Below are 14,141 nucleotides of genomic sequence, written 5' to 3'. Positions count from 1 at the left end.
GCAGGGGGGCGACAACGTGAACGAAAAGCGAACCCGGCGGATTTTCGGCAGGTTGTGCGGCGCAGAGGCCGGGTTCGTCGTTCGGATCAGGTCAGGACAGAATCCAATCGGCCGCAGCCCGGCAGTGAATATCGGTGGAATTGTAGACCGGGAGTACGTTGGCGTCGGTATCGACGACGAGTTCGAGTTCGGTGCAGGCGAGCACGATGGCTTCCGCCCCTTCTTTTTCCTTCATCGTAATGATGGTCTTGAGCGCGCGTTCGGCATCGCGTGTGACCCGGCCGAGCATGAGTTCCTTGTAAATGATCCCGTCGACGAGTTCGACATCACCCTGATCGGGCGCGAGCAGGTCCACGCCATGCGAAACGAGACGCTGGCGATAGAAGCTTTCCGTCATCACGAAGCGGGTACCCAGAAGCGCGGCATTCTTGCAGTCGTCTTCCTCCATCGCCTTGCCAACGCAATCGGCGATGTGGAGCACCGGAATGGAGACGGCTTCGGTCAGGCGATCATAGACCTTGTGCATCGTATTGGCAGCCATGACGAGCCCTTCGGCTCCGCCAGCTTCCAGCCGCCGGGCAGATTCTACCAGCGTCGAGGCGATGCTGTCCCAATCGTCGGCGTTCTTGGCCGCCGCGATTGGCGCATAGTCCAGACTTTCGATCAGCATCGGAGGGCTCGCCATCGGCGGCGCCTTCTTCTGCACGATTTTATTGATCCGTTCGTAATATGCCCGAGTGGAAATCCAACTCATGCCCCCGATAATGCCGAGTTTCCGCAACCGTCCGTCCTTTTCCGCCCTGAAATCAACCTGATCGCAGTTTGCCCACGTATCAGGGGGTTAGAACGGGTTGCGCCAGAGGCGGTTCCATCGCTTTTCCATGCTTCTGCGCCAGTGTGCCCAAGAAGGCCCAAAACGAGGTATTCCCGCCAGCAGACGAGCGTGCACGCATCACGGTCTCATCTGTGCGATCCAGCGTCGTACAATATCCAGCCCGTCGTCATCGACTGTGGATTTGCCAAGCTCGGGCATCGCAACACCGGGCTCGGCGCTGGCCATGCGATAGGTCAGGATGGATGTGTCAGGCGAACCCGGCACGATATCGAACATGTGGCCGCCAGCCCCGCGACCGGCGGCAACCGGGCGTTTGCCGATCCCGATCGCATCGGGTGACTTCTGTTCCCAACGCAGGTCCAGCCCGCTGTTGGAAGCTGTCGCATTGGGCTGATGGCAATGCGCGCAATTGACGTCCAGATAGCCACGCGCGGCATCGGCCAGATCCGCGCTCTGGCGCATTTCCCAGATCGGCAACTGGTCCGATCCATCCGGAACCGCATCGAGATGGGCCGAGGCGACCATTTTGCCGAGCCATTCGCGCGACAGGTTTCGCGCCTTGGGTCCGATCGGCGTAACCGCACCCCCGAGGCCATGGCATTCCTTGCACTGGTTCTTATTCGGAACGCGGTAGCTGATAGCCTCCCCGCCCGGTGTGGTGACATCGACACGCGCACCTGCAATGGCCAGCCGCGCCTCGGTCTGTTCGTCATTCCAGACGTAAGGCAGTGCCAGCCAGCCATCCGCGCGATGCAGCAGCACACGCGTTTCGATCAGGCGGCGCCCGCCATTCTGATCGAATGCGAATGTCTTGATCAGCGCCCCTCCTACCGGAATGTCGAGCAGTCCCTCGCCTTGCGCTTTCATCGCCGCGCCACCGGGCAGATAGACGAAACGCAATTTTTCGGCGCCGTCCGAATACAGGGGTGTATTGAGCCGGTAAGGCGTGACCCCCTGCCCCGGTTGCTGTTCAGTCTGGTTTTCGAAGAAGCCGAAGTCGGACAAGTTCTGCGGCAAACCCTGCAGCACCGCCACATCGTTCACCTGTGCGCGCGCGTTTGCCGGCTGGAGAAGTTCCGCCCGCACCGCAACGGACCCGGCCAGCGCCAAGCATGCGCTCGCGAGCAGGGCGACAGCCGGTTTCATGCCCCCAGCCGGTCGTCCAGTTCGGCGGGCGCGCCAATGCCGTTTCTGTCGAATTCGCCAGTCGGCGCTGCAACGGTCAACGGCCCGGGCCTTGCCGCATCGAGCCCCTTGCCCACTTCGGTGAGATTGAGGCTCCAGCCGGAGGTATCCTCGACCGCAGTCACGGAGCCAAGCCCATCCCACAGCACCGGCGGCAACTCGCCCCCGAACGCGCCGAGCAACATCTCCGCCCCGTCGAGCTGGGGGTCGTAACCGCCGCCGTCATAGAGGTTTTCGCCGATCACGACATCTCGCGGAAGCGGATTGTACCGCTCGTCGTCGAAACTCTGGGTATAAGCGATGACTATGATCGGAGCGGTCGGATTTCTCGAAAGGATGTTGTTCTCGATAAGGACCTTGTCATTGGCCATGATCAGGATGCCGGTGCCCCGGCGCACGCTCGCGACGATATTGCCGGGAGGGGCGAAATTGGGCGTGTCGTTCGCGACCACGAGATTGTTGGCCACGATTACATTGCCGCCGCCCATGACCGGTAGCGCCGGCAGGTCGAACACCAGAATGCCGCCGGTGTTGCGCGTCGCGACGTTATGTTCGACCAGGGCATTGCGGCTGTTCTCGATCTCGATCCCGGCAACATTTGCTTCGGCGATCGAATTGCGCACCGTGATGCCGTTCGATTGGCCCACATAGATGCCGGCATCGGATGCCCCGGTGACCTTCACGCCGTCGATCAACACCCCGGTGCTTTCGACGGGATAAATCCCGTAGGCCCCGTTTTCCGCGTGCGGGCCGCGCGTCCATGTGACGCGAATGCGGTGATAGACGATGTTGTCGGCGCCCTTGGACTTGATACCGTCGCCCTTGGGGTTCTCCAGCGCGAAATCGCGCATGGTTACGTTGTCGCTGGTGACCAGCAGCCCTTCGCCCGAACCCTGCTGGCCGGTGAAATCGAGAACCGTGCCGTCCATTCCCGCACCGCGGACCGTGACATTGTCGACATCGAGGCTGAGGCCATCGGTGACGGTATAGCGGCCCGCCGCAAGGACGATCTCGTCACCGGGCTCTGCAAGGATGAGCGCCTCCTGCAAGGCCTTCTGAGCGTCTTCGCCCGGGGCGACATTATGCGTCGCGGCGAATGCGGGCATTGCACAGGCGAGCAATGCAGCGGCAAGCGGCAGTCTGATGGTCATGAGTCTCTCCCTTGCAACGCATTGTGGCGCAAGGTCGAACGATTGCAAGCGTCTCAGCCGGCCCCGAAGGCGCATATGGCAGCGGACGTGGCGGAAACTTCCAGCACTTCGGGGTCGTCCACGCGGCGTACCCGCTCGAGAAATTCGGCGATGTTCAGCGGAATATCCGCTTCGCCTTCCTCGGGCCGGAGGCTTTCGAGCTTGCGCAGCTGGCCGATCGAAAGCCGGTCCGCCATGCGGCCTGCCATGCACTCTGCCATGGGCTGGGGCAGTCCGGCAGCCACCATTTCATCCTCGAGCCTATCTTCCACCGAGCCCTGGAAGCCGCCGCCAACGGTGGCCCACAGGATCAGCCCGGCGATAACCAGAACCGCAAGAATAATCGCGACCCGTTTCATGTCAGTCGAGCGCCTTCACGATTTCTTCGACCATCTTCTTGGCATCGGACAGCAGCATCATCGTCTGATCCATGTAGAACACATCGTTATCGACCCCGGCATAGCCGACGCCGCCCATCGACCGCTTGATGAAGAAGACCTGCTTGGCCTTGTCCACGTCGAACACGGGCATGCCATAGATGGGCGAAGATTTGTCGGTCTTGGCCGCCGGATTGACCACGTCGTTGGCCCCGATGATGAAAGCCACATCGGCCTGCGCAAATTCGGTATTGATGTCCTCCAGTTCGAACACCTTGTCGTAATCAACGCTGGCTTCGGCCAGCAGCACGTTCATGTGACCCGGCATGCGGCCGGCGACGGGATGGATAGCGAACTTCACCTCGACGCCCTTTTCCTCCAGCACGTCGGTCATTTCGCGCAGCGCGTGCTGTGCCTGCGCAACCGCCATGCCGTAACCCGGGATGATGATGACCTTTTCCGCCTGTTCCAGCATGAAGGCGGCGTCGGCCGCACTGCCCTGCTTGTACGGGCGCTGTTCGCGCGGCTCGCCGGAAGCGCCGCCGCCGTCATCCGCTCCGAACCCGCCTGCGATTACCGAAATGAAGCTGCGGTTCATCGCCCGGCACATGATGTAGCTGAGGATCGCACCCGAGCTGCCGACCAGCGCGCCGGTGATGATCATCGCCGTATTGCCAAGCGTAAAGCCCATCGCCGCCGCCGCCCAGCCCGAGTAGGAGTTCAGCATCGAGACCACGACCGGCATGTCCGCCCCGCCGATGGGAATGATCAGCAGGAAGCCGATGACGAAAGCGAGCACGGTCAGCGCAACGATCAGCGGCGGTGTCTCGTCGGGCCCTGCCATGGCGAAAAGCGCGGTGAGCACGATGATCGCAGCCAAGACCCCAAGGTTGATTACGTGCCGCGCGGGCAGCAGGATTGGCGAACCGCTCATCTTTCCGCTGAGCTTGGCAAAGGCGATAACCGATCCCGAGAACGTGATCGCCCCGATGGCAATGCCGAGGCCCATCTCGACCTTGGACACCGCCGCAATTCCAGCTTCGGTCAGTAAGCCGAACGCACCAGGGTTGAGATAGGCCGCCCAGCCCACCAGCACTGCGGCAAGACCGACGAGCGAATGAAATGCCGCGACCAGTTCCGGCATCGCAGTCATAGCGATGCGGCGCGCCGTCACGAGACCAATCGCAGCACCAATCGCGATGGCGATCAGGATTTGACTAGTCGTAGCCCAATCCAGCTCGAACCAGGTTTGGGTCGGTCCATCGTCGTAGACAACTATCGTCAATCCCGGGACATGCGTCACCAGTGTCGTCACTACGGCGATCAGCATGCCGACCATGCCGAAGCGATTGGCCGTCCGGCTCGTTGCGGGCGACGACAGGCCGCGCAGGGCGAGGATGAAGAACACACCCGAAATGAGGTAAGCCAGCGCTACCCAAGGGTTCACCGGCTCGCCAGTCGAGGCGGCTGCGGGGGTCGCGAGTAGCGCAAAGGGTGTGGCTAGGAGAAGGTGGCGCATCACTTCTTCTCCTTCTTCTTGTACATCGCCAGCATTCTGGCCGTTACCGCGAAGCCGCCGAAGATATTGACGCTGGCGAGCACGATGCCGAGCAGCCCCAGCCATTTAGCCCCCGGCACGTCGGCCGCCGCCGCCGCGATCAGCGCACCGACGATAATGACCGAAGAGATCGCATTGGTCACCGCCATCAGGGGCGTGTGCAGCGCGGGCGTGACCGACCAGACGACGTAATAGCCGACGAAGCATGCCAGCACGAAGATCGACAGGATGCTTATGAAATCCAAGGCGACGTCCCCTTCCCTCTTTGTCCCTGCCTTATTGCAAGCAGGGCATGGCAAGTCGAGCGCCAAACGAAATGGGCCGCGAATGCTCGATGCATCCGCGGCCCCGCTATTCGATACAGGTCAAATTACATCGAGGGTGTCAGCACACCGTTGACCACGTGGATCACGCCGTTCGACTGCATGACGTCGGCTTGCGTCACCGTAGCCGAACTGTTGTTCATACCTTTGATCATCACATTTCCGCCCTGCATGGTGAAGGTGAGCGGCTCCCCTTCGACCGTGGTCAGCGTTGCCGTGCCGTTACCAGCGCGGATCCGCTGCATGAGATCGGCAGCCGTGATGCGTCCGGGTACGACATGATAGGTCAGCACCTTCTGCAAGGCAGCACGATTGCTGTCCATCATGAGCGAATTGAGCATGGATTGAGGAACGCGCGAGAAGGCTTCGTCGGTGGGTGCGAATACGGTGAACGGTCCGGGCCCGGAAAGCGTATCGACCAACTGCGCCTGCTTTACTGCAGCGACCAATGTCGTGTGAATTGGCGAATTTACCGCGTTTTCGATGATGTTCATCGTGGGGTACATTGCCGCACCGTCCACGTAAGCCACCTGTTCGTCCATCGCCATGTTATCGCCCATGCTCATGCAGCCGGCCGTGGCGACGCTCATCGCTGCGAGAGCGGCGAAGGCGAATTTCTTTGGATAGTTCATAGTGGGATGCTCCTGTTTCTACAGGAACAGTTACGCGGCCATGTGCAGATCGGATGCACTTTTATTTTGAAGGAGTCGCGGGAAGCTCAGCCTGCCAGTCTGGAGTTCACGACCTTGTTGTCTTTTGTCAGCCGAACGGCATCGCCGATTTCTTCGTCCAGCACGGGACGTCCCGTCTCCTTGTCCCAGAAAGCGGAGAGGAAATTGTAGAGGTTGCGCGCGAATAACGCCGAGGCATCAGCAGCGAGATGATTGGCGGTGTTCGCGTAGCCAACGATTTTCACACCGTGCTTCTCTACCGTCTGGTCAGGCACCGAACCTTCCACATTGCCGCCCTGCGCCACGGCGAGATCGAAGATCACGCTGCCCGGTTTCATGCTGGCGATCTGTCCGTCCGAGATCAATCGCGGCGCAGGCCTGCCCGGGATAAGGGCAGTCGTAATGACGATGTCCTGCTTCGCGATGTGTGCGGAAACCAGTTCGGCCTGAGCTTTCTGGTATTCTTCGCTCATCTCGGTGGCATAACCGCCCGAGCCTTCGCCCTCGATACCGGCGACATTTTCGACGAAGATCGGTTTCGCCCCCAGCGATTGAATCTGCTCCCTGGTCGCGGAGCGTACGTCGGTTGCACTTACCTGTGCGCCGAGCCGCTTCGCCGTAGCGATTGCCTGCAAACCGGCCACCCCCACACCCATTACGAAAACCTTGGCCGCCTGAACGGTACCGGCAGCGGTCATCATCATAGGAAATGCACGGCCATAGGTATTCGCGGCAGTAAGCACTGCCTTGTATCCGGCGAGGTTCGACTGGCTCGACAAAACGTCCATGCTCTGCGCACGAGTGATGCGCGGCATGAATTCCATGCTCAAGGCTTCCAGCCCCGCCCCAGCATAGGCCGCAACCAGCTCGCCATTACGGAACGGATCGAACGTCGCTGCAACCCACGCACCGGGTTTCACACCCGTTAGCTGCGTCGGATCGGGGGCCTGAACGCCGAGGACGATATCGGCCCCGCTGATAACATCGGCCGAGGTGCCGACTTCAGCCCCCGCCTCGCGATACGCATCGTCGGTGATCGAGGCGCCGAACCCGGCACCTTGTTCGATTGCGACAGTGGCCCCGAGCGCAGCGAACTTCTTCGCCGTTTCGGGTGTCAGCGCCACCCGGCTTTCACCGGGAGCGCGTTCTTTCATCACCGCGATGCGTAGCGCCATGCGCCTAGTCTGAAATCAGGATGACGACGAACAGGGCAATCAGGGCAATCAGCGGCACGGACCATTTGAGCGTACCGATAAAGGAGCCGTAAGTCCTGCTGTGCGCCTTCATGTCGTTGGCGGAGTCCATCTTTCGTATTCCCATCATGGAGTTTGATATTGAAGTCGATCTATCGCGGTGGTGCGCGCTGCTCAACCCCGCTGTTGCCAAATACCGCTTGGAACAGCCTTAATTGGCAATTAACCCGCCGCGCGTAAGACATATGCGAACGGATATGTACCATGTCCGGGGACCGAGGGAGCATTGCGAACCAAGATGGCAACACAGGAACCACGCCTGCTGATGCTGATCAACGACGAACCGGCGCAGAACCGGCTCGTCGCAACCCTCGCCGCACGCGCAGGCTGGCGCGTCGTCAGTTTCACGAGTGGCGAAGAAGCGCTCGAAATGCTGGCGTCTCCGGAATCTGATCAGGTCCACGCAATACTGTTCGACAAATGGACCGACGGAAATGCGCCGCGCGACCTGATCCGCGAATTGCGCGATGCGCGCCCCGATACGCCGCTTCTGGCGCTGACGGCCGATAATTCACCGTTGTTCGCGGTTGAGGCCATGCGGGCGGGCGCGACCGATTTTCTGGTCAAACCGCTCGGCCCCAATCGCCTGCTGCAGGCGCTCGACAGGGCGGATCATTCCGAACTACCCGACGCCGAGCTTCAACCCCTGGCAGAGAAACTGCCGCACCCGGTCGATTTCGATGCCATGGTCGGTTCGGCGGCACCGTTCCGTACCGCGCTGGCCAAGGCAGCCACTGCTTCGCGCGGCCACGCCCATGTGCTGGTCGAGGGCGAGCGCGGCACCGGCAAGGACATGCTGACGCGGGCAATGCATGCCGCCAGTACCCGGGCCAAGGCGATCATGCGCGTGGTCCATTGCGGAGGAATGCCTCCCGCATCGCTCGAATCGCTGCTGTTCGGACACGAAAAGGGAGCCTTTGCGGGCGCGTTCGACCGCCAGACCGGGCTTATCGAATATTGCGATGGCGGAACACTGATCCTGGTCGATGTCGATCGCCTCCCCGCAGACCAGCAACAACGGCTTGCCGGCGTGCTTGCCAGCGGTATCGTTCGCCCGACGGGCGCCTCCCATGGCTTCAAGATCGATCTGCGTATCTTTGCCACCTCAACGCTTCCGCTCGACAAGCTGACGGCGAATGGCGAGTTTTCCAAGGAACTGTTCGAGCAGCTTTCTGCCACGCGCATCCGCTTGCCGGCGCTGCGCGAACGGCTGGGCGACATACCGGCGCTGACCAGGTACTTCCTCAGCCTCATCGGTGAGCGGCCCGGCCTCAAACATCATTCTATCGCAGACAGCGCGCTCAGCCTGCTCGAAGCCTATGACTGGCCGGGAAACATCCGCCAGTTTCAGGCTGTGCTGTTCCGGGCCTGCGTGTTCGAACAGCGCGAAGCCCTGACCGCGCACAGTTTCCAGAAGCTGGCCGCCCTGATCGGCGACAAGGCCGACCGCGGCGAGAGCCGGGCCCGGGGCCTGGGTGTCCTGCTGTACACCGAAGACGGACATGTCAGGCCACTGGAAGAGATCGAGGCCGATATCATCCGTCTCGCCATCGGCCATTATCGCGGGCGCATGACCGAGGTGGCTCGCAGGCTCGGCATCGGCCGCTCGACATTGTATCGCAAACTCGCCGAACTCGGGATCGACGACGCCGCCTGATCGACTCGTAAGAGAAGCGATCAGCCGGGCAGGTCGGCGAAATCGGTCAGCGCCGCATCGCGCAGGCCCCGCCATACATTGCGCGCCTGGACCGTTTCGGCGACGTCGTGCACGCGCATGATCTGAACGCCTGCATCCATGCCTTTCACCGCCAGCGCGACGCTGCCGCCAAGTCGTTCGCCAGCCTCTGCCTCGTTCGAAAGTGCACCGATCATTCGCTTGCGGCTGGCGCCGAGCAGGAGCGGGTGCCCGAGCGCGTGGAACAGGGGCAACGCGTTCATCAAGGCGAGATTGTCCGCCAGGCTCTTGCCGAAGCCGATACCCGGATCGAGCAGGATGTTGCGGGCCTCGATCCCCGCCGACAGCGCCGCATCGCGTCGCTCGCGCAGGGCGTCGAACACGTCGAAGACGACGTTGAAATATTCCCCGCCGTGGTGAAGATCGTCCCCGCCCGCACCCGGCGCGTGCATAAGGACGACCGGACAACCGGCCTGAGCCACGACCTCCGCGCTGCGCGGATCATACGCGAGGCCGGACACGTCGTTGACCAGATGCGCGCCCGCCGCCAGCGCCGCCTCCATCACGGCAGCCTTGCGCGTATCGATGCTGACCGCGGCGCCCATGCCGACACAGGCTTCGATGGCCGGCACAATGCGGTCAATCTCGTCCCCTTCCCAAAGGGCCTTTGCACCCGGGCGGGTACTTTCGCCGCCGATATCGATGATCGCAGCGCCCGCCTCGACCATAGTGGCCGCGTGATCGCGCCCCGCCTCGCGGTCATCGAGGAACCGGCCCCCGTCACTGAAACTGTCGGGTGTCGCGTTGAGGATGCCCATAACCTGCGGCTGGTCGAGCCGGATCGTTCGTGCGCCAAGCTCCAGGGGCGGCTGCACAAGCGCGAGATTGGACCACTGCGTTTCCGCCTCCGCCGCACACTCGTCGGGCAACCGACCCAAGATTTCGGCCATGCTATCGGGAGCTGCCAGCCAGCGCTCCGCCACAACGCCATCGCGGCGCAGAATGACGGCAAAGCGACTGGCATACACCATGCTGCCCGCAAGCCGGATCGCATTGCCATGCTCACTCTGCGGACCTGACACGAGGCCGACGGGCCGGATATAGACAGTGTCACTCATTCAGCTTTGTCCCTCAAAACCTGAGACATGGACCGGGTGTTACACCGTTCAGGAGCTAAAAAAGATCTTCGAATTGGGTGGGTGCGAAATACGCCAAGCGGAATGCCGAAGAGGTTCATTCCGCAAGGTCTAGCCTGCAATGCGTGAGTAGGACAGACCCGGAAGCAATAGCGCGTTGTGGCAAATTTCCAGTCTCAGGCGAAAAGCCAACCCTTCACGGGAATGTCGAGCAAGCCACAGAAGACAGCACGATTAGGTGAAAATCAGCGTGCGAATCCGAACCGCTCCATCAGTTCTTCGCGTGTGGCTGTTTTGCGTTCAGCATCGGTCTTGTTCGTGACATATTCGTATACGCCAGGTTGGATTTCACGCCACCATGGCAGATCGACCGCGCCACCTTCCTTGAGGTGAGCGAGATATTCATCGAGCGATGTGAAGGTCTTGCCCCTAGAGAACGGGAGGTCTGCAACGCCTTGATCATCTTCCCCTGAATCCACCGCCCCGATGTCCGCGCCCTTCTGCCCGGCACTGGCCGCCATTGCCGCTTTAACTTTTTCTGTGTTGCTTTTTTCCATGTCCTGTCCCGCGTCTGTTTTCGCGATTTGCTGCGGCGTTGGTTGTGCGCAAGCCGACGACGCGACTGATGCGAATAAAAGCACGGTCCATCGTGTCTCAAGAAAAATATTATTAAGAATCTGTTGCCATCCTTGAATGATAGTGGATGCTGACCCTTCGCAGAAATAGCGCGAATCGTGCTTGGATTCAATATTATCAGCGGAAAAAGGGGAGTATCATATGCGTATTGGCCTCGAGAATTTATTCGGGCGGCAAGCCTTCGATCACGACTACCTTGGATTTAATACCGTCCGATCAGGCTACACTCCTTCTTCACATTCCGCGCAGACGTCCGCTCAGCTTTCATCGACGTCGCCTTCCGCTATTTCCGCGCAGTTCCGTCCGCTGCTCCTGGATATCGCGAGTGGCAATGGCGCAAACGCCGGAGGCGGCAGTTCAAATGGCGCGGTTGGTAATACTGTCGCTGCCGCTTCCATGTTCTCACCATCCATGTCTTCTTCGGACTTGCTCGATAAATACTATTATCTGAGCGAGCATTTTCATCCCCTCGAAGGGGGATCGCATGAGCATGAGAGCAAGCCGGGTGCGGACTTGTTCGCCGATTTTTCGGAAGCTCGCTCTGCTCCGTCGATCGCTTCCGGATCGACCGCCGCCGCGAGTGGCGCCAATCCCATCGCAGCTGAAATAGTCAGTTCCACCGATGGAGACATCGCCGTCGAAGGAGAGGTCGACTTCATCTCCATCGATGTTGTCGCAGGCCAGACCTACATGATCAGCCTGTACGGAGCGGGCGACAACCCGCTTCCCGATACGTTCCTGGCGCTGTTGGACAATGAAGGCATCCTTGTTAATTCGGACGATGATGGCGGCGCAGGCGTCAATTCCCTGCTGACCTTCACCGCCGAGTATACGGGCCAATACACCATAGGGGTGGCAGGCTTTGCCAATCCCGGTCAGACTGCTACCGGCAGCTATACTGTCGACGTCGTTCAGCAGGCCGCGACTGACGAAGTGCCCGATACCTTCGATGGCGCGGTCACCATCTCGACCGATGGCATTACCTATGGCTTCATCGATTCGGGGACGGGTCCGGTAGCCGGCTTCGGCGAGATCGACACATACACGTTCGAAGCCCAGGCAGGTCAGATCTACAGCTTCGAGCTGACAGGCGGTGCAGATTACAACACCAGCTATCTGAATGTGCCAGCGGGCGAACTGGACACGATCATCACCATTTACGATGCCGACGGCAATGTGGTCGCGTCCAATGATGACATCAACTTCCCCAACGATATCAGTTCGAGGGCCAGCTTCCTCGCGCAAGAAGGTGGCACCTACTACATCGATGTGGTGGCTTACGGCGGGCAGACCGGCGGGTATTCGATCACGGCACAGCAAACTGCCCTTGCAGATCTGGATCCGCTCGATTCCCTCAATTGGGTCAATGCCGAGAATATCACTCCGAATGAAGACGGGGTAGTCTACGTCTACTTCGGCGATTCCGACGAGAACTTCAATCAGACCGGTGACGACGGTGGCCCCATGGTGACCATCGACTGGAACGATTACGAAGTCGATCAGGTCATGTCGGCGCTCGGCGAATATGAGAATATCCTGGGATACGAATACCGGATTACCGAAGACGCCGACGAAGCGACGTTCCGTCTGCTCAAAACTGAATCTGCGGAATACGGGGCCTATTTCTTCCCGCAGGATCCGGCTTATGGCGATGCCCAGGGTGTCGGCGTATTCAATGTCCTGAGCGGCGGCTGGAACCTTCCCGGCCAAGAGGCCCTGCAACAGGGTGGCTATGCCTTCGCAGTAGTGCTGCATGAATTCGGCCACGCTCATGGTGTGGCCCATCCCCACGATACCGGCGGCGGATCGGACGTTATGGTCGGCGTGACCGGCCCGTCTGGATCTTACGGCATCTTCGACCTCAACCAGGGCGTTTATACGGTGATGTCGTATAACGACGCGTTCGATACCGGACCGAACGGCCCATCTCCCTTCACCCTGGACGGGATCGGACACGGCTGGTCGGGTACACTCAGTGCATTCGATATAGCCGTTCTTCAGGAACGCTATGGCATCATCAATCCGCATGCGACGGGCGATGACGTCTATGTCCTCGAAGACGAAAACGTCGAAGGCACATATTACGAGACCATCTGGGACACCGGCGGCAACGATACGATCAAGTATAGCGGTCAGCGCAATGCGCAGATCGATCTGCTGGCGGCAACGATCGACTACACCCCGACCGGCGGCGGCGTCGTCTCCTATGTCGACGGTGTTTTCGGGGGCATCACTATCGCCCGTGGCGTCGAAATCGAGAATGCGGAAGGCGGCAGCGGCAACGACACACTGCTGGGCAACGGCCTTAACAACGAACTGTATGGCAACGGCGGCGATGACGTGCTCATCGGACGCGGCGGCTCCGATCTGCTCGATGGCGGAAGGGGTACGGACATTGCGAGCTATATCCAGTCCGAAACCGGCGTAACCGCCTCGCTCTTGAATGGTACCAATTCGGAAGGCGACACCTATCGCAGCATCGAAGGCCTTCAGGGCAGCCAGTTCAACGACGTGCTGGTGGGTGACAACAACAGCAACATCCTCGACGGCCTTGGTGGCGACGATGTCATCATCACCGGTCAGGGGGACAATATCGTCTACGGCGGCGCAGGCGATGATCTCATCGAAGCCAGGAACGGTAACGACACCATCGATGGTGGCGACGGCGACGACGTCATCAACGGCAACGGCGGTGACGATATCATCTCCGGCGGTGCGGGCGATGACACCATCGAAGGCGGTGCCGGTGCCGATACCCTTGACGGCGGCGAAGGCAACGACCGGCTGGACGGCGGACAAGGTCGCGACATCCTGACCGGTGGCAACGGGAACGATATCCTCTTTGGCCGTGGAGGCGACGACCAGTTGTTCGGGGGTGCCGGAAACGACGAACTGCGCGGCAATGCCGGCAATGACTACCTCTACGGGGGCGCAGGATCCAACACCCTGTTCGGGGGCAATGGTGACGATGTTTTCGCCTTCAACGGCGACGATGTCGGCAACGGGTTCAACCTGGTTCGCGATTACGAAGCGGGCGATACGGTCGAACTGTTCAACACCGTAGATGCCGACGTGGTGTTCGAACAAGTCGGTAACAGCACGCTTCTTTCGGTCGATGGAAACTTCGTGGCCCTGTTCGAGAACACGGATGCGAACGACATCGTCTGGTCGACTGTCGCTCCGGCAGGGTAAATCCGGCCAAACCTACAAGAAAGCCCCGGTCCACTGGACCGGGGCTTTTTTCTTGCCCGTCATCTGGACGACAAGGCTGCACTCGAGGCGTTCAACTGGATCATGCCGCA

At 60.5% G+C, this 14,141-nt stretch carries 13 protein-coding genes; 2 read left to right on the top strand and 11 right to left on the bottom strand.

Annotation, left to right across the window (positions count from 1 at the left end; genetic code table 11):
• Positions 1-91: 91 nt before the first annotated feature.
• The 9 genes from KYK83_RS06660 to KYK83_RS06620 form a co-directional block, all read right to left on the bottom strand.
• A complete protein-coding gene (locus tag KYK83_RS06660; protein WP_103022664.1) occupies positions 92-781 on the bottom strand; it encodes an aspartate/glutamate racemase family protein in 690 nt (229 codons plus the stop codon).
• Between the two features lie 171 nt (positions 782-952).
• Entirely contained in the window at positions 953-1,981 is a 1,029-nt protein-coding gene (locus KYK83_RS06655; protein ID WP_222827644.1) for an SO2930 family diheme c-type cytochrome, read from the bottom strand.
• Complete coding sequence (locus KYK83_RS06650; protein ID WP_222827643.1) at positions 1,978-3,171, bottom strand: parallel beta-helix domain-containing protein; 1,194 nt, start codon at positions 3,169-3,171, stop codon at positions 1,978-1,980. Before KYK83_RS06650 ends, KYK83_RS06655 begins: the two co-directional genes overlap by 4 nt.
• Before the next feature lie 53 nt (positions 3,172-3,224).
• Positions 3,225-3,569, bottom strand: a complete 345-nt coding sequence (locus KYK83_RS06645; protein ID WP_221597771.1) for a hypothetical protein — start codon at positions 3,567-3,569, stop codon at positions 3,225-3,227.
• Between the two features lies 1 nt (position 3,570).
• Positions 3,571-5,106 (bottom strand): NAD(P)(+) transhydrogenase (Re/Si-specific) subunit beta, encoded by a 1,536-nt coding sequence (locus KYK83_RS06640; RefSeq protein WP_222827642.1) that lies wholly within the window; start codon positions 5,104-5,106, stop codon positions 3,571-3,573.
• Entirely contained in the window at positions 5,106-5,390 is a 285-nt protein-coding gene (locus tag KYK83_RS06635) for an NAD(P) transhydrogenase subunit alpha part 2 (protein WP_006833497.1), read from the bottom strand. Before KYK83_RS06635 ends, KYK83_RS06640 begins: the two co-directional genes overlap by 1 nt.
• Positions 5,391-5,515: 125 nt before the next feature.
• Entirely contained in the window at positions 5,516-6,100 is a 585-nt protein-coding gene (locus tag KYK83_RS06630; protein WP_222827641.1) for a fasciclin domain-containing protein, read from the bottom strand.
• A gap of 86 nt (positions 6,101-6,186) precedes the next feature.
• Positions 6,187-7,314: a Re/Si-specific NAD(P)(+) transhydrogenase subunit alpha gene (locus tag KYK83_RS06625; protein ID WP_222827640.1), complete on the bottom strand. Its 1,128-nt coding sequence runs from the start codon at positions 7,312-7,314 to the stop codon at positions 6,187-6,189.
• Between the two features lie 4 nt (positions 7,315-7,318).
• Entirely contained in the window at positions 7,319-7,444 is a 126-nt protein-coding gene (locus KYK83_RS06620; RefSeq protein WP_196846581.1) for an aa3-type cytochrome c oxidase subunit IV, read from the bottom strand.
• 186 nt (positions 7,445-7,630) lie between these two features.
• On the opposite strand from KYK83_RS06620, the gene KYK83_RS06615 reads away from it, so the two are divergent.
• Positions 7,631-9,049 carry a sigma-54-dependent transcriptional regulator gene (locus tag KYK83_RS06615; RefSeq protein WP_103022658.1) on the top strand — a complete coding sequence of 473 codons (1,419 nt, stop codon included), beginning with the start codon at positions 7,631-7,633 and terminating at the stop codon, positions 9,047-9,049.
• Between the two features lie 20 nt (positions 9,050-9,069).
• On the opposite strand, the gene folP is transcribed toward KYK83_RS06615, so the two are convergent.
• Together folP and KYK83_RS06605 are read right to left on the bottom strand one after the other, a co-directional pair.
• Entirely contained in the window at positions 9,070-10,185 is a 1,116-nt protein-coding gene (gene folP / locus KYK83_RS06610) for a dihydropteroate synthase (RefSeq protein WP_222827639.1), read from the bottom strand.
• 263 nt (positions 10,186-10,448) lie between these two features.
• On the bottom strand, positions 10,449-10,760 hold the full coding sequence (locus tag KYK83_RS06605) for a hypothetical protein (RefSeq protein ID WP_222827638.1): 312 nt from the start codon (positions 10,758-10,760) through the stop codon (positions 10,449-10,451).
• A gap of 220 nt (positions 10,761-10,980) precedes the next feature.
• On the opposite strand from KYK83_RS06605, the gene KYK83_RS06600 reads away from it, so the two are divergent.
• Entirely contained in the window at positions 10,981-14,031 is a 3,051-nt protein-coding gene (locus tag KYK83_RS06600; RefSeq protein ID WP_222827637.1) for a pre-peptidase C-terminal domain-containing protein, read from the top strand.
• Positions 14,032-14,141 lie beyond the last annotated feature (110 nt).

The organism is Qipengyuania pacifica, from assembly GCF_019857205.1.
Classification (GTDB): domain Bacteria; phylum Pseudomonadota; class Alphaproteobacteria; order Sphingomonadales; family Sphingomonadaceae; genus Qipengyuania; species Qipengyuania pacifica.
This window is presented reverse-complemented; position numbering and strand designations above follow the sequence as displayed.